The sequence below is a fragment of the Micromonospora chalcea genome (assembly GCF_002926165.1).
GTDB classification, from domain to species: Bacteria; Actinomycetota; Actinomycetes; order Mycobacteriales; family Micromonosporaceae; genus Micromonospora; species Micromonospora chalcea.
Genome location: NZ_MAGP01000113.1, coordinates 52,405 through 70,981 on the forward strand (window position 1 = coordinate 52,405; position 18,577 = coordinate 70,981).

An 18,577-nucleotide genomic window follows, 5' to 3' on the forward strand; every position below is an offset into this window, starting at 1 on the left:
GCAGGCTACCGGCGGTCCTGCCGGTGCCGCCGGACCATCCCCTCGGCCAGCGCCGCACCGTCCAGGTCACCGGCGGCCAGCCTGCCGGCGACGGTACGGCGCACGATCCGGTCCGCGAGGGCCGGGGCGTGCCGGGCCAGCGCCAGTTCGATCCGGCCGCGCCGGGTGGTGGCCACGTCCCGTGGCGCGCGCCGGGCGGTCGCGGCGCGCAGGATCGCCGCCACCACTCCCTCCACGGGTTCCGGGCGGGACACTCCGCTCAGCGACAGCCCGGCCGCCACAGTGCTGTCGTGGATCGGGGAGGCGACCATGCTCGGGTAGACCACGCTGACGCCGACGTGGGAGCCGACCTCGTGGCGCAGCGCGTCGGCGTACGCGACGAGCGCCCGCTTGCTGACCCCGTACGCGGCTGCGAGGGGCAGCGGCAGCACGGCCATCCGGCTGGCCACGAAGATCACCCGGCCGCGGGCGGCCTCCAGGGCGGGCATCGCGGCGGCGGTGGTCCGCCAGGCGGCGAGCAGGTTCACCTCGATCTGGCGGCGTACCACCTCGTCCGGCGGCAGCTCGGCGAGGGCGGCGCCGCCCACACCGGCGTTGTTGATGAGCAGGTCGAGTCCGCCGAGTCGGTCGATCGCGGCGGCCACGGCCGGTGGCGTCGCGGCCGGGTCGGTCAGGTCGACGCCGAGCACCGGCAGGGTGGCGTCGGGGTCGGCGTGCAGGTCCAGCCCGACCACGTGCGCGCCGGCGGCGGTGAGCGCGGCACCCAGGTGCTGCCCGAACGTGCCACGCGCGCCGGTGACCAGCACCCGCCGCCCGGCCAGGGCGCTGCGGCCCGGCGTGCCGGATCCGGCGGCCGAGCCTCGGCCTGCCGCGCCGGATCCGGTCCGCTGCGCGTCCTCGGCCGGGGGCCGTCCCGGGGCGTTCATCGTCCCGCTCCGGCCCGGCGCCGGCCGGCGGCCAGTTCGCGGCCCAGTTCGGCCAGGTAGACGTCGAAGTCGACGCGCATGTGCGGTCGGCGTTGCCCCCACCGGGCGGTGGCGGCGCGCAGCTCGTCGCGGCAGGCGGCGGCCTGCCGGGCCGCGTCCGGTGGCGCCCAGGTGCCGGCCAGGCGTGCGGCTACCAGCCGGGCCTGCGCCTCGACCAGGGGGAACGCGGCGCCGGTGGACTGCATCAGCCCGACGAACGCCAGCCCGGGGACGTCCAGGTGGAACACGTGCCGGTACAGCGGAAGCCGGTCGGGGCCGTCGCCGAGCAGCGCCGGGTCGAGGAACGGCATCTCGACGCGGTAGCCGGTGCACCAGACGACCAGGTCGACCTCGTCGTGGCGGCCGTCGGTGAACTCGACCCGGTCGCCGTCGAAGCGGGCGATGCCGGGCCGGGCCTGGATGTCGCCGTGGGTGAGGCGGGACAGCAGCGCGTCGGACAGCGTCGGGTGGTCCTGGAGGAAGCCGTGCGCCGGTGCGGGCAGCCCGTACCGGGTGGGTGGCCCCACCGCTGTGGTGATCATGGTCTGGCTGATCCGCTGCCGCAGCCGCCAGGGCAGCCGGCGGGCCAGCGCGCCGTTGAGCGTGTCCGACGGGCGGCCGAGCAGGTACTTCGGCACCACCCAGACGCCGCGGCGCAGCGACAGCAGCGTGCGCGCGGCGGCGTACGAGGCGTCGACGGCGATGTCCATGGCGGAGTTGCCGCCGCCGACCACCAGGACCCGTCGGCCGGCGAGCTGTTCCGGCCCTCGGTAGTCGTGGCTGTGCATCTGCTCGGCGGCGCACTCGCCGGGGTACGGCTCGGGCCGCTTCGGCACCCGGTTGTGCCCGTTGGCGACCACCACCGCCTCGACATCGACAGCGACCGGGCCGTCCGGGCCGGTGGCGCGTACCCGCCAGCCGTCGCCGCTGCGGGTGACCCGCTCGACGGTGTGGCGCAGCCGTACCGCCTCGCGCAGCCCGAACCGGTCGGCGTAGTCGGCGAGGTAGCCGGCGACGCGGGTGTGGTCGGGGTAGTCGGGCCAGTCGGCGGGCATCGGGTGGTCGGCGAACTCGGTGCGCCCCTTGCTGGTGTTCAGGTGCAGCGTGCGGTACGCGGGCGAGCCGGGTGCGCCGTACACCCAGAGGCCGCCGAGCGTGTCCGCCGCCTCGAACGCGACGGCCGGGACACCGGCGTCGGCGAGCGCCTTGAGCGTGGCCAGCCCGGCGGCTCCGGCGCCGACGACAGCGACCCTCGGTGTGGCCATACCCGCCTCCTTAATCCAACGACTGATGGATAATCCCCGGAGCGTGGGCCGGCGTCAAGGCCGGGCGCCGCCGTACAGCGCGTCGAGGAACCGGTGCACGAACGCCCGGAACTCCCGCCGCTCGCGCGCTCCCGAGCCCGTGCCCGCCGCCAGGGCCACCACGTGCCCGTGCACCGTCCAGACCAGCGAGCGCACCGTCACGTGCGGCGTCGGCTCGGTCAGCGCGCCCGCCTCGGCCGCCGCGACGAGCAACTCCTCGACCAGCCCGTACAGCGGCGCGGCATAGCGGCGGTCCAGCTCGCCGTGCCGCTGCGGCTCCAGCCAGCGGCGCAGCCACAACGCGGTGGTCTCCGGCCGGTCCTCCAGGAAGTCCACGAACACGTCCAGCAGGTCGTGCAGCGCGCGCAGCGCGTCGTGCGGCCCGGCGGACAGGGCCTCCCGGGCGCGTTCCCCGGCTGCCTCGATGACCTCCCGCTCGGCGCTGAACACCCGGGCGAAGCAGGCGTCGTAGAGCTGCGCCTTGGTGCCCGTGTGGTGCACGACGGTGGCCGCGTCCACCCCGGCCGCGGCGGCGACGTCGCGGACGCTGACCGCGTCGAAGCCCCGCTCGGCGAACAACGCGGTGGCGGCGGCGAGCACCAGGGCACGGGTCGGGCGCTGGTCGTCGCGGCGGGGCCGACCGGGCCGGCGGCGAGGCATGGTCATCCGGCCATTGTTCCCCCTACAATCCAGCAACCGTTGGATTGGGGGCGGCGTGCCCCGAGGACAGGAGGCCGCGATGACCGGGCTGGATCAGCGCTCCGACGCGCTCACCCTGCCACGCGGCCCGCTCGCCGGGTTCGCCACCGGCTCGCTCGGCATGGGCGTCTGGGTGACGGTGCCCGGGCTGCTGCTGCTCTACTTCCTGACCGACGTGCTGGCGGTCGCCCCGTGGCTGGCCGGGCTCACCCTGCTGCTGCCGAAGATCGCCGACGTGCTGCTGCACCCGTGGATCGGGCACCTCTGCGACGTCGAGCAGGCCCGCCGGGGTCACCGCCGACGGCTGCTGCTGGCCGGGTGCGCGCTGCCGCTGGCGTTCGCCGCGCTGTTCGCGGTGCCCGGCGGCCTCACCGGCGCCGCCGCGGCCGGCTGGGTGGCGGTGTTCTTCGTCGCCGGCAACCTGCTGTTCGCCGCGTACCAGGTGCCCTACCTGGCGACCCCGGCGGACCTGCGGATCGGCTACCACGAGCGGACCCGGCTGATGGCGTTCCGGATGGTGGTGCTGACGCTCGGCATCCTGGTCTCCGGGCTGCTCGCGCCGCTGCTGGCCGGCGGCGACGACGCCACCCGCGACGGTTACCTGCTGATGGGCGTGGTGCTGGCGGCCGGGATGCTCGCCGCGATGCTGGTCGGCGTCGCCGGGATCGGCCGGCTGCGCCGTACCGCCGCCGACACGGCCCCGCCGCACGGTCCGGGCGGGTGGCGGGCGCTGGCCGCGGGCCTGCGGGACCGGCAGTTCCGCTGGCTGGTCGGCGCATACCTGGCCATGTCCACCACCACCCACCTCGTGCTGGCCGGCGTGCCCTACTACGCCGAGTACGAGCTGGGCCGCCCCGGACTCACCACAGTGCTCGTGGCCGCGTTCGTCGCGCCCGCGCTGCTGGTGACCCCGGTCTGGCTGACGGTGGCGCGGCGGATCGGCAAGCAACGCGCCCTGCTCGCCGCGCAGGCCGCGTTCGCCGCCGGGTCGCTGGTGCTGGCGATCGGCCGTCCCGCCGGACTGCCGGTGCTGGTGGCCGCCGTGGCGGTGCTCGGGGTGGCGTTCGCCGGCATGCAGTTGCTGCCGTTCTCGATGCTGCCCGACGTGATCCGCGCGGGCGGCGGCGCCGAGCGGGCCGGCACGTACACCGGGGTGTGGACCGCCACCGAGGCCACCGGCGCGGCGCTCGGCCCGTACGCGTACGCGCTGTGTCTGGCCGCCGGCGGGTTCGTGGCCTCGACCGCCGGGCAGAGCGTGACCCAGTCCCCGGCCGCGCTGGACGCGCTGCGCTACGGCTTCGGGCCGCTGCCCGCCGCCGTGATGGTGGTAGCGGTGCTGCTGCAGCGCCGCTACACCCTCGACGGCGCGGCCCGCGCCGACGCCGCCGGATAGACTTCGCCCCCGATGGACGCCGAGCCCGCCACCGACACCCGACCCTGCGCACACTGTGGACGCGACGTGCCGCAGCGCGTCGGCGCGGGCCGCCCGTTCCGCTACTGCCGGGACAACGACGGCGCCTGCCAGCGGGCCGCCCGCAACTCGCGGATGCGTCACCGCAACTCCCCCGGACTGCCCGGGCAGGTGGCGCGCACCTGGGAGGCGGTGGACCGGCTCGACCAGATCGTCGAGACCCTCACCGAGGCGCTGGACGCCGAGCTGTCCCCGGCGGGTGTGGAACGGCAGCTCGCCGAGCTGCGCGCGGAGACGTCCGCGCAGGTGGCGGCCGCGCACGCCGAGCGCGACGAGGCGCGCCGCGAGGCCGAGGACGCGACCGCGGCGGCGGCCCGCGAACGGCAGCAGGCCCGCGCCGCGTACGCCGAACGCGACGCCGCCGCCGACCGGGCCGAGCGGGCGGAGGCGGCGGCCGCGACGGCCGCCGAGCGGGTCGCCGCCGCCGAGGACGCCCGCGACGCGGCCCGTGCCGAGGCGGGCGCGGCGCAGGCGCTGCGGGTGCAGGCCGAACGCGACCGCGACGCCGCCCGGCACGACCTGCGCACGGTACGCGCCGAGCGCGACGCCGAACGCCGCCGCGTCGCCCAGCTGACCACCGAACGGGACACCGCCCGCGCCGACGCCGAGCGGGCCACCCGGTCCGCCGCCGAGGCCCTGGACCGGGCCGAACAGTCCCGCGCCGACGCCGACCGGGCGCGCGCCGACGCGCAGGCCGCCCAGGGGCGGGCCACCGAGGCGGAGCTCGCGGCCCGGACCGCATCTGGGCGGGCTGACGCCGAGGCCACCGCCGCGCGGCAGGCTCGCGCCGAGCGGGACCGGGCCGACGCGGTACGTGCCGACGCCGAGGCGGCGCTGGAGCGGGCCCGCGCCGAGGCGAGCGCGGCGATCGAGGCGGTCCGCGCCGAGGCTGCCGCTGCCGTCGAGCGGTTCCGGGCCGACGTGGCCGCCGCGGTGGAGCAGGCCGCGGCCCGTACCGCCGAGCGGGACGCGCTCGCCGCGGAGCTGGCCGACGTGCGGCGTGCCGCGAGCGCCGCCGAGGCGCGGGCGGCCGACCTGGCCGCGCGCACGGCCGTGATCGAGGCGGACCGGGACGCCGCGCAGCGGCGCGCCGGGCAGCTCGCCGACCAGGTCAGTGACCTGGCGACGGCGCTGGCGCGGCTCGGCACCCGCACCGGCTGACCGCCACGGGCTGGGAAGGGGGCAGCGCCGGACCCGTGCCGGCGGCGAGGATCGGGGCATGGGAAAGACATACGAGCGCATCGACGGCCGGCTGCGGGACTTCATCGAGGCGCAGCCGATGTTCTTCGTCGCCACCGCCCCGCTGTCCGGTGACGGCACCGTCAACCTGTCCCCGAAAGGGCTGCGCGGCTGCTTCGCGGTGCTCGACGAGCACACGGTGGCGTATCTGGACTTCGCCGGCAGCAACGCCGAGACCATCGCCCACCTGCGGGAGAACGGCCGGATCACGCTGATGTGGTGCGCGTTCGCCGGCCCGCCGAACATCGTGCGGGTGCACGGGCGCGGCGAGCCGGTGTTCCGCGACGACCCGCGCTGGCCCGGCCTGCTGCGGCACTTCCCCGACATCGACCCCGGCCCGCACGGCCTGCGGGCGATCATCGTGGCGCACGCCGAGCTGATCCGCGACACCTGCGGCTACGCGGTGCCGTTCATGACCTACGACGCCGACCGCGACCTGCACGAACGCCGGTTCGCGCGGGAGGACGACACGTCGCTGAGCGCGTACTTCGCCGGCAAGGACCACGTCGCCACCAGCATCGACGGGCTGCCCGGCCTGCCGCTGCCACTGCCGCCCACTCCGTCGGTGTGAGCCAGGTCAGTGAATGCCGGCCATCAGGGTCCGGATCTGACGGGTGAACATCACCGCGGCCAGGCCCAGCACCACCGAGGCCAGCCCGAAGGTCAGGAAGTACACCGGCTGCGACCAGGCGCCGGCCAGCCGGGCCACCTGGCCGCCGATCGCGTCGCCGACGGCGGTGGCGAGGAACCACAGGCCCAGCATCTGACTGGCGTACTTGACCGGGGCCAGTTTGGTGGTGGCGGACAGGCCGACCGGGCTCAGCGACAGCTCGCCGGCCACCTGGATCGCGTACACCGCGACCAGCCACAGCGGTGAGACCAGGTCGCCGCCGACCGCTGCCCGCGCGGCGGCGGCCATCAGCACGAACGACAGACCGTTGAGCACCAGGCCGACCGCGAACTTCGTGGGCGTGGACACCCGGTGCCCGAGCTTGAGCCACAGCGCTGCGGCCAGCGGCGCGCCGATGATGATCAGGATCGGGTTCACCGACTGCAGCCAGGACGCCGGGAACGTGAACCCGCCCACCGAGCGGTCGGTCTGGTCGGCGGCGAAGATGTTCAGCACCGATCCGGCCTGGTCGTAGATGAGCCAGAACGAGGCGGCGAACACGAACAGCCACACGTACGCCTTCATCCGGCTGCGTTCGGTGCCGCTGATCTCCCGGTCGGTGAGGATCCGCGCGAAGTAGCCGACTGTCACCAGCACCGTCACCACGGTGAGCAGGTTGACCACGGTGTCGACGGTGAACCAGCCGGCCAGCAGCAGCACCAGCAGCACCGCGAGCAGAATCCCTGTGGCCACGCCGATGCGGGTCAGCGCGCGTCGCCGGTCCGCGCCGAGCAGTGGGTCCGCCGGGCGGGCACCGGCGTCGCCGAGGTTGCGCCGGCCCAGCACGTACTGGAGTACGCCGAAGGTCATGCCGACCGCTGCCGCGCCGAACCCCAGATGCCAGTTGATCTTCTCGCCGAGGAAGCCGGTGATCAGCGGCGCGATGAACGCGCCCAGGTTGATGCCCATGTAGAAGATCGAGAACCCGGCGTCGCGGCGCGGCGAGTCCCGCTCGTACAGGTCACCGACCATGGTGGAGATGTTCGGTTTGAGCAGGCCGGTGCCGAGCACGATCAGCGCCATGCCGGCGAACACGCTCCACCCGGTCGGGATCGCCATCACGTAGTGGCCGGCGGCGATCACCACGCCGCCCCACAGCACACTGCGTCGCGCGCCGATCAGCCGGTCCGCCACCCAGCCACCGGGCAGGGCCATCAGGTAGACCATGGCGTTGTAGGTGCCGTACACGGCGTTGGCGCTGGACTCACCGATGTCGAGCCCACCGTCGGCGACCGCGGCGGTCAGGTACAGCACCAGGATCGCCCGCATGCCGTAGAAGCTGAACCGCTCCCACATCTCGGTGAGGAAGAGCGTGGACAGCGCACGGGGATGACCGAAGAAGGTCTTGCCCGCGGGTGGCCGGGCCCCGACCGGCGCGTCACTGCTCATCGTCACCTCCGGCACGCAAACAGGTGGGTAACATCCCCATTGACAGGCGAAACACTCCACCGATTCGGCCCGGCCGGGGACGACCCCGCCGGGCAGCTGTCATGGCCGGTTACCCTTGGTTCTTCCGACCCGCGTACGGCCCTGCCGACGTGGGTGGGGAATGGGCGAACGGTGACCGGCCGTTACACCTGAAGACCAGCACCACGGACGAGGGGAAGTCGATCATGGGCGAGCGCATGCTGCGCGGTAGCCGGCTGGGCGCGGTCAGCTACGAATCCGACCGCAACACGGAGCTCGCGCCGCGCCAGACCCGCGAGTACCTCTGCGCCAAGGGCCACCAGTTCGAGGTGCCGTTCGCCGTCGACGCCGAGGTCCCGACGACCTGGGAGTGCAAGTTCGACGGCAGCGTCGCCCGCCTGGTCGACGGCACCGAGCCGGAGCAGAAGAAGGCCAAGCCGCCGCGTACCCACTGGGACATGCTGCTGGAGCGGCGCTCGATCGCCGAGCTGGAGGACATCCTCGCCGAGCGGCTCCAGGAGGTCCGGACCCGTCGCGGTCGCGCCTGAGCATCTCCCGCATGACCGAAAACGCCCCCGGGATCACCCGGGGGCGTTTTCGTTGCCAGGGGCGGGGCGCGGTCGCCAGTTCGGGGCGGCGGCGGGGTCGGGCGCGGTCTGATGCCACCACCTCGGCGAAGTGGAGTCGATCAAGCCGATGGCCCGGCGCAACGCAGCGCGGCGGGCGTGCGTCAGCGGTCGACGATTTCGCCCTCGATGGCCTTGCCGGGGTCGGTGACCGGCTGGGGCGTCGGCGCGGGACCCGGCGACGGTGACGGTGTGGGCTGCGGGGTCGGCTGCGGCGCGCCCCGGTACACCCGTACCCGCCGTGGCCCGAACAGGTCACCGGCGACCATCGACGACACCCGCCGCTCGGTGGCCCGGCGCACCCCGCCACCGGCCAGCCGGCGCATCGGCGGCAGCAGCAACAGCAGGCCCACCACGCCGCTGACCAGGCCCGGCATCGCCAGCAGCAGCGCACCCAGCAGCCCGACCAGCCCGTCGGTCACCTCGGGGCCCGGTGGACGGCCCTCCTGCGCCGCCGCGCGGAATCCGCGCCACGCCCGCATGCCCTCGCGGCGCAGCAGCACCAGCCCCAGCAGGGACGCGCCGAACACCAGCAGCACCGCCGCGCCGAACCCGACAGCCCGGCCGACCAGCACGAAAACGGTCAGCTCCAGCAGCGCCAACAGCAGCAGGGCCGGTGGTACGTACTTCAGTCCTCGGCGCATCTCACCTCATCCGCCCGGGGTCATCACGCCCCTCAAGCATGACACGCCTCGGCTCAAGGCCAGCGGGCGAGCGCGTCCGGGCGGGCGGACGCGGTCGCCAGGCGATCCCGCACCCCCCAGCGGGTGACCCGCCACAGCGCCTCGGCCACGATCAGCGGGCTCATCTTGCTGTCGCCGTGTTCCCGCTCGGCGAACGTGATCGGCACCTCCACGATGCGTACCCCGGCTCGGTGCGCCAGCCGGGACAGCTCGACCTGGAAGGCGTACCCCTGGGAGCGCACCGAGTCCAGGTCGATGGCGTCCAGCGCGCTGCGCCGGTACACCCGGTAGCCGCCGGTGGCGTCGCTGACCGGCATGCCCAGCGCGAGCCGCGCGTACAGGTTGCCGACCCGCGACAGCAGCAGCCGCTGCCACGGCCAGTTCAGCACCCGCGCGCCGCGCGTCCACCGGGAGCCGATCACCACGTCGGCGTCGCGGGCGGCGTCCAGCAGCGCCGGCAGGTCCTCCGGCGCGTGCGAGCCGTCGGCGTCCATCTCCACCACGGCGTCGTAGCCGCGTGCGCGGGCCCAGGCGAAACCGGCCAGGTAGGCCGCGCCGAGCCCTTCCTTGCCTTCGCGGTGCAGCACGTGCACCCGCGGGTCGTCCCCGGAGAGCCGGTTCGCGATCGCGCCGGTGCCGTCGGGGCTGTTGTCGTCGGCGACGAGCACGTCCACCCCCGGCGCCGCCGCGCGTACCCGGGCGACGATCCGTTCGACGTTGTCGGCCTCGTTGTAGGTGGGGATGACCACCAGGACCCGCCCCACCCCGGGGTGGCCGGCCGTCCGCCTGTCGGCTGTCACCGCCACCGTCGCACCGCCTCCCGCTCGTCGGCTCAGCCGGGAGCGACCTCCCGGCGCCGGCGCAGCACGGCCGCTCCGGCCAGGGCCGCGACCGCCAGCGCCGTGAGCGCCACCTCCGGCCACACCCCGGCCGTGGTCGCCGGGGTACGCCCGTTGCCGAGCTCCATCTGCCGCACCACCACCGCGGCGGTGTTGAACCCGGTCGCACCGTCTACCCGCCCGTCGGGGGAAACGAACCCGGACACTCCGACCGTGGAGGCCATCAACGCGGCCCGGCCGTGCTCCACCGCCCGCAACCGCACCATGGCCAGCTGCTGGCGGGCCTCGGCCACGTCGAACGTGGCGTTGTTCGTCTGCACCACCAGCAGCTGCGCGCCGCCGGTCACGGTGTCCCGGACGATCCCGTCGTAGGCGACCTCGAAGCAGATCACGTCGCCGAGGACCGCCGCGCCCGCGTCGACCACGCCGGGCCGGTCACCGGGGACGAAGTCGGAGCTGACCCGGTCGACCTGCGAGCTGACCATGCGGGCGAGGGATCGCAGCGGCACATACTCGGCGAACGGCACCGGATGCCGCTTGACGTACGTCTGGTCCAGGTCGACGCCCGTCCCGGGCCGCCACAGCAGCCCCACGTTGCGCACCTGCCCCGCCTCCGGGCCGGCGAGCACCGCGCCGACCAGGATCGGCGCGCCGATCGCGTCGGCGGCCTGCCCGATCCGTTCCCCCGCGGCCGGGTTGCGCAGCGGGTCGATGTCGCTGGAGTTCTCCGGCCACACCACCAGGTCGGGGCGGGGCTGCCCGCCCTCGGTGACCCGTTCGGCCAGTTCCAGCGTGGCGTCGACGTGGTTGTTGAGCACCGCCTGCCGCTGCGCGTTGAAGTCCAGCCCGAGGCGCGGCACGTTGCCCTGCACGATCGCGACGGTGACGGTGCCGTCCGCGCCGCGTACCTCGGCGGGCACGGCCGGGCCGGCGGCGAGCAGCGCGACCAGCCCGGCGGTGAGCCCGGCCACCGGCCGCCACTGCCCGGGCGCGCGACGCCAGTCCCGCCACGCCACCGCGACGAGGATCCCGCCGGCGACCGCTACCGCGAACGTGACCAGCGGCGCGCCGCCGAGCGCGGCCAGCCGCAGCATCGGCGACGTGTCCTGGCTGAACGCCAGCCGCCCCCACGGGAACCCGCCGAACGGGGTCCGGTCACGCAGCGCCTCCTGCCCCACCCACAACACGCCGGTGAGCAGCGGCCATGCCGCCCGGTGCCGGTCGGCCAGCGGCGACACCCAGGCGGTGGCGGCGCCCAGCAGCGCCAGGTAGGCGGCCTGCAGCAGCGACAGCAGCGCCCACGGCAGGTAGCCGGTGTGCAGGTTCGTCCATTCCAGCAGCGGCGCGAACAGCGCCACCCCGGCCAGGAAGCCCAGCCCGGCGCCGGCCCGCAACCGCCGCCGGTGCGCGGCGGCCGCCAGCAACGCCACCCCGACCGGGGCGAGCGGCCACATCCCGTACGGCGGGAACGCCAGCAGCAGCGCCACCCCGGCCAGTACGGCGGCCGGCACGGCCAGCGTCAGCGGCAGGGGACGCGCCCCGTCGGCGACGGCGCGCGACTGCTCCTGCTCCAGCGTCGTCACCGGCTTCTCCCCACGATCACGGGCCGAAGGCTACCCGCCCGTACCGGCCGTCGGCCCGCGCCCCTGCGCCACCGATCGGGCAACTGCGCCTCGGTGGGCGGGGCCCGCTGCCATGCTCGGCAGCATGAACGCTGAGCGGGGACGGGGTCGTGTCCTGCCGACCGCGCCCGGCTCGCGCGTCACCCGGGTGGAGTTGTTCTACGACCTGGTGTTCGTGTTCGCGTTCCTGAACGTCACGAACGTCCTCTCCGAAACCCTGAGCGGCAGGTCGTTGCTGGCGGGACTGCTGTTGCTGTTGCTGCTGTGGTGGTGCTGGGTGTCCTTCGCCGCCCTGGGCAACGTCGTCCGCACCGACCAGGGGGTGATGCCGCTTGTCGGCTCGGTGACGGTGGCCGCGCTGTTCGTGCTGACGCTGAGCACACCGTCGGCGTTCGCCGAGGAGCAGGCGCAGCAGCAGTCCGGTCCGCCCGGTCTGGTCTTGTTCGCCTGCTGCTACCTCATCATCCGGGCGGCCCAGGTGCTGGTGTTCCTGGCCCGCAGCAGCCGCCGCGGACGGACCGCCCTGCGCCTCGGTCTCCCACCGCTGACCAGCGTGGCGTTGATCCTCGCCACCAAGGCACTGCCCGAGTCACCCCAGCAGCCATGGGCGAGGTGGCTGCCGCTGGCGCTGTGGCTGGCCGCGGTCTGCGTCGAGTACACCTCCGGGGGCCTCGCCCCCAGCGCCGGGCTGACAGTCGTGTCCGCCGCCCACTGGGCCGAGCGATACGCGCTGATCCTGCTCATCGCGCTCGGCGAGTCGATCATTTCGCTCGGGCTGGGACCGAAGCTGAGCGCCGGCTTGCCGGCCACGTGGCCGGTGATCGTGGCGTCGGTGCTCGGCGTCACCATCATCGCGTCCCTGTGGTGGCTGTACTTCGACACTCTGGCACCCGCGCTGGAGCAGCGGCTGCATCGCACCCGCGACGTCCGGGCACGGGCGGCGCTCGCCCGCGACGCCTACGCCTACCTGCACCTGCCGCTGATCACCGGGATCATCCTGTTCGCCCTCGGGCTCAAGCGCTACCTCACCGTCATCTCCCACCCGCACGGCGATCCCTGGTGGGAACACGCCGCCGAGCTGGACAGCCGGGTGCTGTTCGCCGGGGTGGTCATCTACATGTTGGGACTGCTGGCGCTGGCGGTGCGGGCGACCCAACGGATTCCGGCGGTCGCCACCTGTGTGGTGCTCGTGCTGGCGGTGGGGCTGCCGTGGGCGGGCCGGCTGCCGGTGGTGGCCGCTCTGGCGATCCTGGCGGCGGTCAGCGTCTTCCTGGTGCTGTTCGGTCTGCGCGCGGGTGACCCGTGGCGTCGTCAGGTGCGCCGGACCGCGTTGGACGAGCAGGTCGCCGCCGAGCGGGAGCAGTCCGAATGGCGCCGGCGTCACCTGTGACCGGCGGGTGGGGAGTGTGGGCGGTGCCGGCGACAGGCGACAATCGGGCCCATGCGGTTCGGTGTGCTCGGCTCGACCCAGGCGTACGCGGCCGACGGCAGCGCGCTCCCGGTCGCCGGTGAGCGGCTGCTTGCCCTGCTGGTGCTGCTGCTGCTCGACGCCGACCGCCCGGTGCCGCCGCGGCGGCTCATCGACGGCGTCTACGGCGACCGGCCGCCGGAGCAGGCCGCGAACGCGTTGCAGTCGCAGGTGTCGCGGCTGCGGCGGCTGCTGCCCGGCGCGCGCATCGAGTTCGGTCCGGCCGGTTACCGGCTGGCCGTCGACCCGCAGCGGGTGGATGTGCACCGGTTCACCCGGCTGGCCGGGGCGGGACGGGCGGCGCTGGCCGACGGTGATCCGCGCGGCGCGGCGGCGCTGCTGCGCGACGCGCTGGACCTGTGGCGCGGTGAACCCCTCGCGGATGTCGCCGGGGCGCCGTTCGCCGACGTCGAGGCGGCCCGGCTGCGCGAGCTGCGCCTGGCGGCGATCGAGGACCGGGTCGAGGCGGACCTGGCGCTCGCGCCGTCCGGGGCGCCGCTGATCGCCGAGCTGCGGGCCCTGGTGGCGGCGCATCCGCTGCGGGAGCGGCTGCACGGGCTGCTGATGCGCGCCCTGCACGGCGCGGGCAGCCGCGCCGAGGCCCTCGCCGCGTACGCCGACGCGCGCCGCGTGCTGGCCGAGGAGCTGGGCGCCGACCCGTCGGCGGAGCTGGTCGCGTTGCACGCCACGCTGCTGCGCGACGACCCCGCGCCGCCGGCGCGGCTGCCCGCCCCGCTGACCAGCTTCGTCGGCCGGGAACGGGAGTTGCGGCGGGTCGAGGAGCTGCTGGCCTCGGCGCGGCTGGTGACGTTGCACGGCCCCGGCGGCGCTGGGAAGACCCGGCTGGCCACCACCGCGGCGTCCCGGCACGACGGGCCGGTGTGCCTGGTGGAGCTGGCCGCTGTCGCGCCCGGCTCGCCTGTGGCGCCGGCGGTGCTGACCTCGCTGGACCTGCGCGACGCCGGGCTGCGGGCCCCGGGCGGGCCCCGGGACCTCACCGACCGGCTGGTGGCGGCGCTGGCCGGCCGGCGTCTGCTGCTGGTGCTGGACAATTGCGAGCACGTGATCGACGACGCGGCCCGGCTGGCCGCCCGGCTGCTCGCCGCCGCTCCCGGGCTGCGGGTGCTGGCCACCAGCCGGGAGCCGCTGGGCCTCACTGGTGAGGCGTTGTGCCCGGTCGGCGGGCTGCCCGCCCCGGACGGGCCGGCCGCACCGCAGGCCGCGGCCGCGTACCCGGCGGTGCGGCTGTTCGCCGACCGGGCCGCCGACGTGTCGCCCGGGTTCACGCTCGACGCCGACACGACCCCGGCGGTGCTGCGGATCTGCCGTACCCTCGACGGGCTGCCGCTGGCCCTGGAGCTGGCCGCGGCGCGGCTGCGGGCCCTGCCGGTGACGCAGGTCGCGGCCCGGCTGGACGACCGGTTCCGGCTGCTGCGCCGCGGCGACCGCGCCGCGGCGCCCCGCCACCGCACGCTGGAGGCGGTGGTGGGGTGGAGCTGGGACCTGCTCGACGCCCCGGAGCGGCGGCTGGCCGCCCGGATGAGCGTGTTCGCCGGCGCCGCCGACCTGGCCGCCGTGCAGGCGGTGTGCGGCCCGGACGCCGGCGACGTCCTGGACACCCTCACCGGCCTGGTCGACAAGTCGCTGGTGGAGGCCACCGGCGGGCGCTACCGGATGCTGGAGACGATCCGCGAGTTCACCGCCGCCCGGCTGGCCGAGCGCGGCGAGACCGGGCGGGTGCGCGACGCGCACGCCGCGTACTTCCTGGGTCTGGCGCAGGCCGGCGACGCGGGCCTGCGCGGCGGCGGCCAGGAGCGGTGGCTGCGCCGCCTCGACGCCGCCCGCGACGACCTGCACGCGGCGCTGCGCCACGCGGACACCGCGACCGGGCTGCGGCTGGTCGCGGCGCTGGCGTTCTACTGGTGGCTGCGGGGTCTGCGCGGGGAGGGCGCGGCGCCGGCCCGGCGGCTTGTCGACCGGCTCGGCGGCCCGCCCGACGGCCTGGCCGAGGAGTACGCGCTGGCGCTGCTGATCGCCACGCTCGCCGGCGGCGGCGACCGCAGCGAGGTCGACGCCGCGTCGCGGATCCTGTGGACCATGGCCCGGCCGCCCCGGCATCCGTTCCTGCTCTACCTGTCCGGCATGGCCAGCGGCCCCCCGTCGCCGCAGGACGCGGCGGCGCTGCACGAGCGGGCCGTCCGGGACCGGCTGCTCGGCGCCGACCCGTGGAGCCGGGCGCTGGGCCGCCTGGGCACCGCGATGGTCGGTCTGCTGCACGGCCGTCACGCCCAGGCCCACGCCGACCTGGACGGCGCGCTGGCCGGTTTCCGGGCGCTCGACGACCGCTGGGGCATGATCGTGACGCTGTCCACCCGCGCCGAGGCCGCCTACCGCACCGGTGACGTCGCGTCGGCGGCCGCGCCGATGGCGGAGGCGCTGGAGCTGGCCGAGCAGCTCGGCTCCACCCTGGACCTGGCGGAGCTGCTGCGGACCCGCGCCGACGGGCGGCTCGCCGCCGGTGACCTGACCGGCGCGGCCGAGGACTTCCGGCGGGTGCGGCGCATCGCCGGGCCGGCTGGCGCGCCGGAGCTGGTCGCCGCCGCGTACCTGGGGCTCGGGGAGATCGCCCGCCGCGACGGCGACCCGCGGCGGGCGCGGGCGTTGTGCGAACGGGCGGTCGCGCAGTGCCCGTCGGGCTGGTTCGGCGCCGATGTGGTGCGGCTCGCGGCGCTGGTGACGCTCGGGCAGCTCGCCGACGCCACCGGCGACCCGGCTGCGGCCCGCGCCCACTACCGGCAGGTCCTCACGGCCGGCGTCGGTGTGTGGGACGTGCCGGTGGTGGCCGCCGCCGCGGACGGGCTGGCCGGGCCGCTGCTGCGCGACGGCGACCCCGAGTCGGCGGCCCGGCTGCTGGGCGCGGCGGCGGCGCTGCTCGCAGGCACCGGCGCGGCCGACGCGCCGGCCGGCACACCCACCGCCGTCGAGCTGCGGGAACACCTGGGTGAGGCGGCGTTCGCCACCGCGTACGCCGGGGGCGCGGACCTGCCCCGGCAGCGGGCGCTGGCGCTGGTTGACGGCCGCTGACTGGCCCGGTGCGCGCGCGGTGCGCGCCCGGTCAGCGCCGGCGGTGACGCTTGCCGGCATGAGCGACGACACGACGGCCGTGCTGGCCGACGGGATACGAAAACGGTACGGCCGCACCACCGCCCTGGACGGCTTCGACCTGGCCGTGCCGGCCGGCACGGTGTACGGGGTGCTCGGCCCGAACGGGGCGGGCAAGACCACTGCGGTGCGGGTCCTCACCACGCTGCTGCGGTTCGACGCCGGCCGGGCCCGGGTGGCCGGGTACGACGTGGCCTCCGAACCGGACCGGGTCCGTGAGGCGATCAGCCTGACCGGGCAGTACGCGGCGGTCGACGAGGTGCTCAGCGGGCGGCAGAACCTGGTGCTGTTCGGGCGGCTGCGGCGGCTGTCCGCGCGGCGGGCCCGCGACCGCGCCGAGGAGCTGCTGGACCGGTTCGGGTTGACCGAGGCGGCGGACCGGTCGGCGGGCGGCTACTCCGGTGGGATGCGCCGCCGCCTGGATCTGGCGGCCAGCCTGGTGGTGCCGCCGCGGGTGCTGTTCCTCGACGAGCCGACCACCGGCCTGGACCCGCGCAGCCGCAACGGTCTGTGGTCGGCGGTGCGGGAACTGGTCGACGACGGCACGACCGTGCTGTTGACCACCCAGTACCTGCAGGAGGCCGACCACCTCGCCGACCGGGTGTGCGTCATCGACTCCGGCCGGGTCGTGGCCGAGGGCACCCCGGAGCGGTTGAAGGCCCGCATCGGCGCGGACCGGCTGGAGCTGGTGGTCCGCGACGCGGCGGACCTGCCCACGGCGGCGGCGGTGGTGGAACGCGCCACCGGCGCGGCGGTGACGGTGGACGCGGAGCTGCGGCGCGTGGACGCGCCGGTGGCCGACCGGATCGCCGTGCTCATGACAGTGCTGCGGACCCTGGAGGACGCCGGGGTGGCGGTGGAGGACGTGCTGGTGCGCCGGCCGACGCTGGACGAGGCGTTCCTGCACCTGACCGGCGGCCGGTTCGACGCGCAGCGGATGGAGGTGGCGTCGTGAGGGCGCTGACCGACGGGTGGCTGATGGCCGGGCGGAACATGCGGCACGTGGTCCGCGCCCCGGAGGAGATCATCATCTACTTCAGCCTGCCGATCATGTTCGTGCTGGTGTTCGGCTACGTGTTCGGCAGCGGCATGTCCGTGCCGGGCGGCGGCAACTACCGGGAGTTCCTGCTGCCCGGCGTGTTCGTGATGACGATGCTCTACGGGCTCGGCGCGACCGCGTCGGCGATCGCGGCGGACGCCGGCCGGGGCGTGGTGGACCGGTTCCGGTCACTGCCGATGGCCCGCTCGGCGCTGCTGTCCGGCCGCGCCGGCGCCGACCTGGTACGGGCGTGCCTGGAGATGACCACGCTGGTGGTGTGCGGGCTGCTGGTGGGCTGGCAGTGGCGCGACGGCGTCGGCCCGGCGCTGACGGCGGTGGCGCTGATCCTGCTGCTGCGCGTCGCGATGACCTGGGTGGGCATCCTGTTCGGGCTGCTCGTGCCGAACCCGGACACGGTCGCGGTGGTGGTGTTCCCGCTGGCGTTCCCACTGACCGCCCTGTCCAACGTGTTCGTGGCGCCGGAGCTGATGCCGGACTGGCTGGGCGCGGTCGCCGCGTGGAATCCGCTGTCGGCGACGGTGGCGGCGGCCCGGGACCTGTTCGGCAACCCGGGCCTGAGCGGGGACTCGTGGCCGGCCCGGCACGCACTGGAACTGGCGGTCGCCTGGCCGCTGGCGCTGATCGCGGTGGCCGCGCCGGCGGCGGTGCGCGGCTACCGGCGGCTCGGCCGCTGACAAGGGCCGGGGTATCCGGGGGGATGAAATCGGGGCGCGGCCGAAGCCGCGCCCCGATGCTCCCAGGCCCTTCCCGGCCGGTGGGGCGAAGACGATCAGCGCCGACCTTCGGACCGACCCGACGTGGACTGGCTGCCCCCGCCTGGCCGTTGTCTACTGGCCGTGCCTCTCACCTTGCCCGTACACCGGTAACCGCGGCCGGTTCGCGCCGCCCCGCCGACCCCCGCCCGCTGGACCTGGCCGCCGCAACCTTCCGGTCGCTCGGCCAGCGGACGAAGGGACGAAGCGAACAACAGCCGCTTCCCGTGGTAGGACTCAAAGACGGTACGGCGTAGACCCCCGCCGCTGTCAACCCACCCGGGCCTGTCGTGTGTTGCGACACGGCGTGTCGCGTCGGCGCGTCTCGATTCCTGAGCCTGCTTCAGGCGCCGAGGTGGTGCCGCAGCATCGCCGCCGCCGCACCCGGATGATCGTCGGCGAGCAACCCGGCGGCGGCCAGCACGTAGTCCACGTCGACGACCGGGCGGGCCGCCCGCGGCAACGCCCACCCGCCGGCGTGGTCGGTGAGCACCGCGTCGAGCACCGCCGCCGCGTCACCCGGGTCGGCGTGCCGCAGCACCCCGCCGGAGCCGACTAGCAGCTTCACCTCCCGCAGCCCCCGCCCGGCCCGCTCCCCCGTCGCCGCCCC

16 protein-coding genes are annotated in these 18,577 nt (G+C 75.5%); 8 read left to right on the forward strand and 8 right to left on the reverse strand.

Annotation, left to right across the window (positions count from 1 at the left end; genetic code table 11):
* Window positions 1-5: 5 nt before the first annotated feature.
* Genes BAW75_RS15970 through BAW75_RS15980 form a run of 3 tightly spaced genes read right to left on the reverse strand, consistent with a single transcriptional unit; the run spans window position 6 to window position 2,935 of the window.
* Window positions 6-926 (reverse strand): SDR family NAD(P)-dependent oxidoreductase, encoded by a 921-nt coding sequence (locus BAW75_RS15970; RefSeq protein ID WP_244206131.1) that lies wholly within the window; start codon window positions 924-926, stop codon window positions 6-8.
* Complete coding sequence (locus BAW75_RS15975; RefSeq protein ID WP_104114063.1) at window positions 923-2,230, reverse strand: flavin-containing monooxygenase; 1,308 nt, start codon at window positions 2,228-2,230, stop codon at window positions 923-925. The genes BAW75_RS15970 and BAW75_RS15975 overlap by 4 nt, the downstream gene beginning before the upstream one ends.
* A gap of 54 nt (window positions 2,231-2,284) precedes the next feature.
* On the reverse strand, window positions 2,285-2,935 hold the full coding sequence (locus tag BAW75_RS15980; RefSeq protein WP_244206132.1) for a TetR/AcrR family transcriptional regulator: 651 nt from the start codon (window positions 2,933-2,935) through the stop codon (window positions 2,285-2,287).
* Window positions 2,936-3,008: 73 nt separating this feature from the next.
* Here BAW75_RS15980 and BAW75_RS15985 point away from each other — a divergent pair, with 73 nt between their 5' ends.
* The 3 genes from BAW75_RS15985 to BAW75_RS15995 are packed head-to-tail and all read left to right on the forward strand — an operon-like array spanning window position 3,009 to window position 6,249.
* Window positions 3,009-4,361, forward strand: a complete 1,353-nt coding sequence (locus BAW75_RS15985; RefSeq protein ID WP_104114064.1) for an MFS transporter — start codon at window positions 3,009-3,011, stop codon at window positions 4,359-4,361.
* Between the two features lie 12 nt (window positions 4,362-4,373).
* On the forward strand, window positions 4,374-5,600 hold the full coding sequence (locus BAW75_RS15990) for a hypothetical protein (RefSeq protein WP_104114065.1): 1,227 nt from the start codon (window positions 4,374-4,376) through the stop codon (window positions 5,598-5,600).
* A 58-nt stretch (window positions 5,601-5,658) separates the two neighbouring features.
* Window positions 5,659-6,249, forward strand: coding sequence for a pyridoxamine 5'-phosphate oxidase family protein (locus tag BAW75_RS15995; protein ID WP_043324102.1), 591 nt, complete (start codon window positions 5,659-5,661; stop codon window positions 6,247-6,249).
* 6 nt (window positions 6,250-6,255) lie between these two features.
* On the opposite strand, the gene BAW75_RS16000 is transcribed toward BAW75_RS15995, so the two are convergent.
* Window positions 6,256-7,737, reverse strand: a complete 1,482-nt coding sequence (locus tag BAW75_RS16000) for a peptide MFS transporter (RefSeq protein WP_043330143.1) — start codon at window positions 7,735-7,737, stop codon at window positions 6,256-6,258.
* Between the two features lie 224 nt (window positions 7,738-7,961).
* Between BAW75_RS16000 and BAW75_RS16005 the strand changes: the two genes are divergently transcribed.
* Complete coding sequence (locus BAW75_RS16005; protein WP_007070998.1) at window positions 7,962-8,303, forward strand: RNA polymerase-binding protein RbpA; 342 nt, start codon at window positions 7,962-7,964, stop codon at window positions 8,301-8,303.
* Between the two features lie 182 nt (window positions 8,304-8,485).
* Here BAW75_RS16005 and BAW75_RS16010 read toward each other — a convergent pair whose 3' ends face one another.
* Genes BAW75_RS16010 through lnt form a run of 3 tightly spaced genes read right to left on the reverse strand, consistent with a single transcriptional unit; the run spans window position 8,486 to window position 11,486 of the window.
* The gene (locus BAW75_RS16010) at window positions 8,486-9,025 is read right to left on the reverse strand and encodes an FxsA family protein (RefSeq protein WP_104114066.1); all 540 of its coding nucleotides are present in this window, start codon (window positions 9,023-9,025) and stop codon (window positions 8,486-8,488) included.
* Window positions 9,026-9,078: 53 nt separating this feature from the next.
* A complete protein-coding gene (locus BAW75_RS16015; RefSeq protein WP_064445994.1) occupies window positions 9,079-9,870 on the reverse strand; it encodes a polyprenol monophosphomannose synthase in 792 nt (263 codons plus the stop codon).
* Window positions 9,871-9,896: 26 nt separating this feature from the next.
* A complete protein-coding gene (lnt, locus tag BAW75_RS16020) occupies window positions 9,897-11,486 on the reverse strand; it encodes an apolipoprotein N-acyltransferase (RefSeq protein ID WP_104114067.1) in 1,590 nt (529 codons plus the stop codon).
* Window positions 11,487-11,598: 112 nt separating this feature from the next.
* Here lnt and BAW75_RS16025 point away from each other — a divergent pair, with 112 nt between their 5' ends.
* From BAW75_RS16025 to BAW75_RS16040, 4 genes are read left to right on the forward strand one after another with little or no spacing between them, the layout of a single operon-like run.
* Entirely contained in the window at window positions 11,599-12,915 is a 1,317-nt protein-coding gene (locus tag BAW75_RS16025) for a low temperature requirement protein A (RefSeq protein WP_069089687.1), read from the forward strand.
* 51 nt (window positions 12,916-12,966) lie between these two features.
* A complete protein-coding gene (locus BAW75_RS16030; RefSeq protein WP_104114068.1) occupies window positions 12,967-16,077 on the forward strand; it encodes an ATP-binding protein in 3,111 nt (1,036 codons plus the stop codon).
* A gap of 58 nt (window positions 16,078-16,135) precedes the next feature.
* The gene (locus BAW75_RS16035) at window positions 16,136-17,110 is read left to right on the forward strand and encodes an ATP-binding cassette domain-containing protein (protein ID WP_104114069.1); all 975 of its coding nucleotides are present in this window, start codon (window positions 16,136-16,138) and stop codon (window positions 17,108-17,110) included.
* Entirely contained in the window at window positions 17,107-17,889 is a 783-nt protein-coding gene (locus tag BAW75_RS16040) for an ABC transporter permease (RefSeq protein ID WP_104114070.1), read from the forward strand. Before BAW75_RS16035 ends, BAW75_RS16040 begins: the two co-directional genes overlap by 4 nt.
* Window positions 17,890-18,310: 421 nt before the next feature.
* Here BAW75_RS16040 and BAW75_RS16045 read toward each other — a convergent pair.
* Window positions 18,311-18,577 (reverse strand): glutamate mutase L (locus BAW75_RS16045; protein ID WP_208635260.1); only part of this gene is annotated, 267 nt, incomplete at its 5' end.

Excerpts from the sequence above, each read along its gene's own strand:
- BAW75_RS15985 (WP_104114064.1), top strand. The coding sequence starts at position 3,009 with ATGACCGGGCTGGATCAGCGCTCCGACGCGCTCACCCTGCCACGCGGC.
- BAW75_RS16005 (WP_007070998.1), top strand. The coding sequence starts at position 7,962 with ATGGGCGAGCGCATGCTGCGCGGTAGCCGGCTGGGCGCGGTCAGCTAC.
- BAW75_RS15970 (WP_244206131.1), bottom strand. The coding sequence starts at position 926 with ATGAACGCCCCGGGACGGCCCCCGGCCGAGGACGCGCAGCGGACCGGA.
- BAW75_RS15975 (WP_104114063.1), bottom strand. The coding sequence starts at position 2,230 with ATGGCCACACCGAGGGTCGCTGTCGTCGGCGCCGGAGCCGCCGGGCTG.
- BAW75_RS15995 (WP_043324102.1), top strand. The coding sequence starts at position 5,659 with ATGGGAAAGACATACGAGCGCATCGACGGCCGGCTGCGGGACTTCATC.
- BAW75_RS15980 (WP_244206132.1), bottom strand. The coding sequence starts at position 2,935 with ATGACCATGCCTCGCCGCCGGCCCGGTCGGCCCCGCCGCGACGACCAG.
- BAW75_RS16035 (WP_104114069.1), top strand. The coding sequence starts at position 16,136 with ATGAGCGACGACACGACGGCCGTGCTGGCCGACGGGATACGAAAACGG.
- BAW75_RS16000 (WP_043330143.1), bottom strand. The coding sequence starts at position 7,737 with ATGAGCAGTGACGCGCCGGTCGGGGCCCGGCCACCCGCGGGCAAGACC.
- BAW75_RS16030 (WP_104114068.1), top strand. The coding sequence starts at position 12,967 with ATGCGGTTCGGTGTGCTCGGCTCGACCCAGGCGTACGCGGCCGACGGC.
- BAW75_RS16010 (WP_104114066.1), bottom strand. The coding sequence starts at position 9,025 with ATGCGCCGAGGACTGAAGTACGTACCACCGGCCCTGCTGCTGTTGGCG.
- BAW75_RS15990 (WP_104114065.1), top strand. The coding sequence starts at position 4,374 with ATGGACGCCGAGCCCGCCACCGACACCCGACCCTGCGCACACTGTGGA.
- BAW75_RS16025 (WP_069089687.1), top strand. The coding sequence starts at position 11,599 with ATGCTCGGCAGCATGAACGCTGAGCGGGGACGGGGTCGTGTCCTGCCG.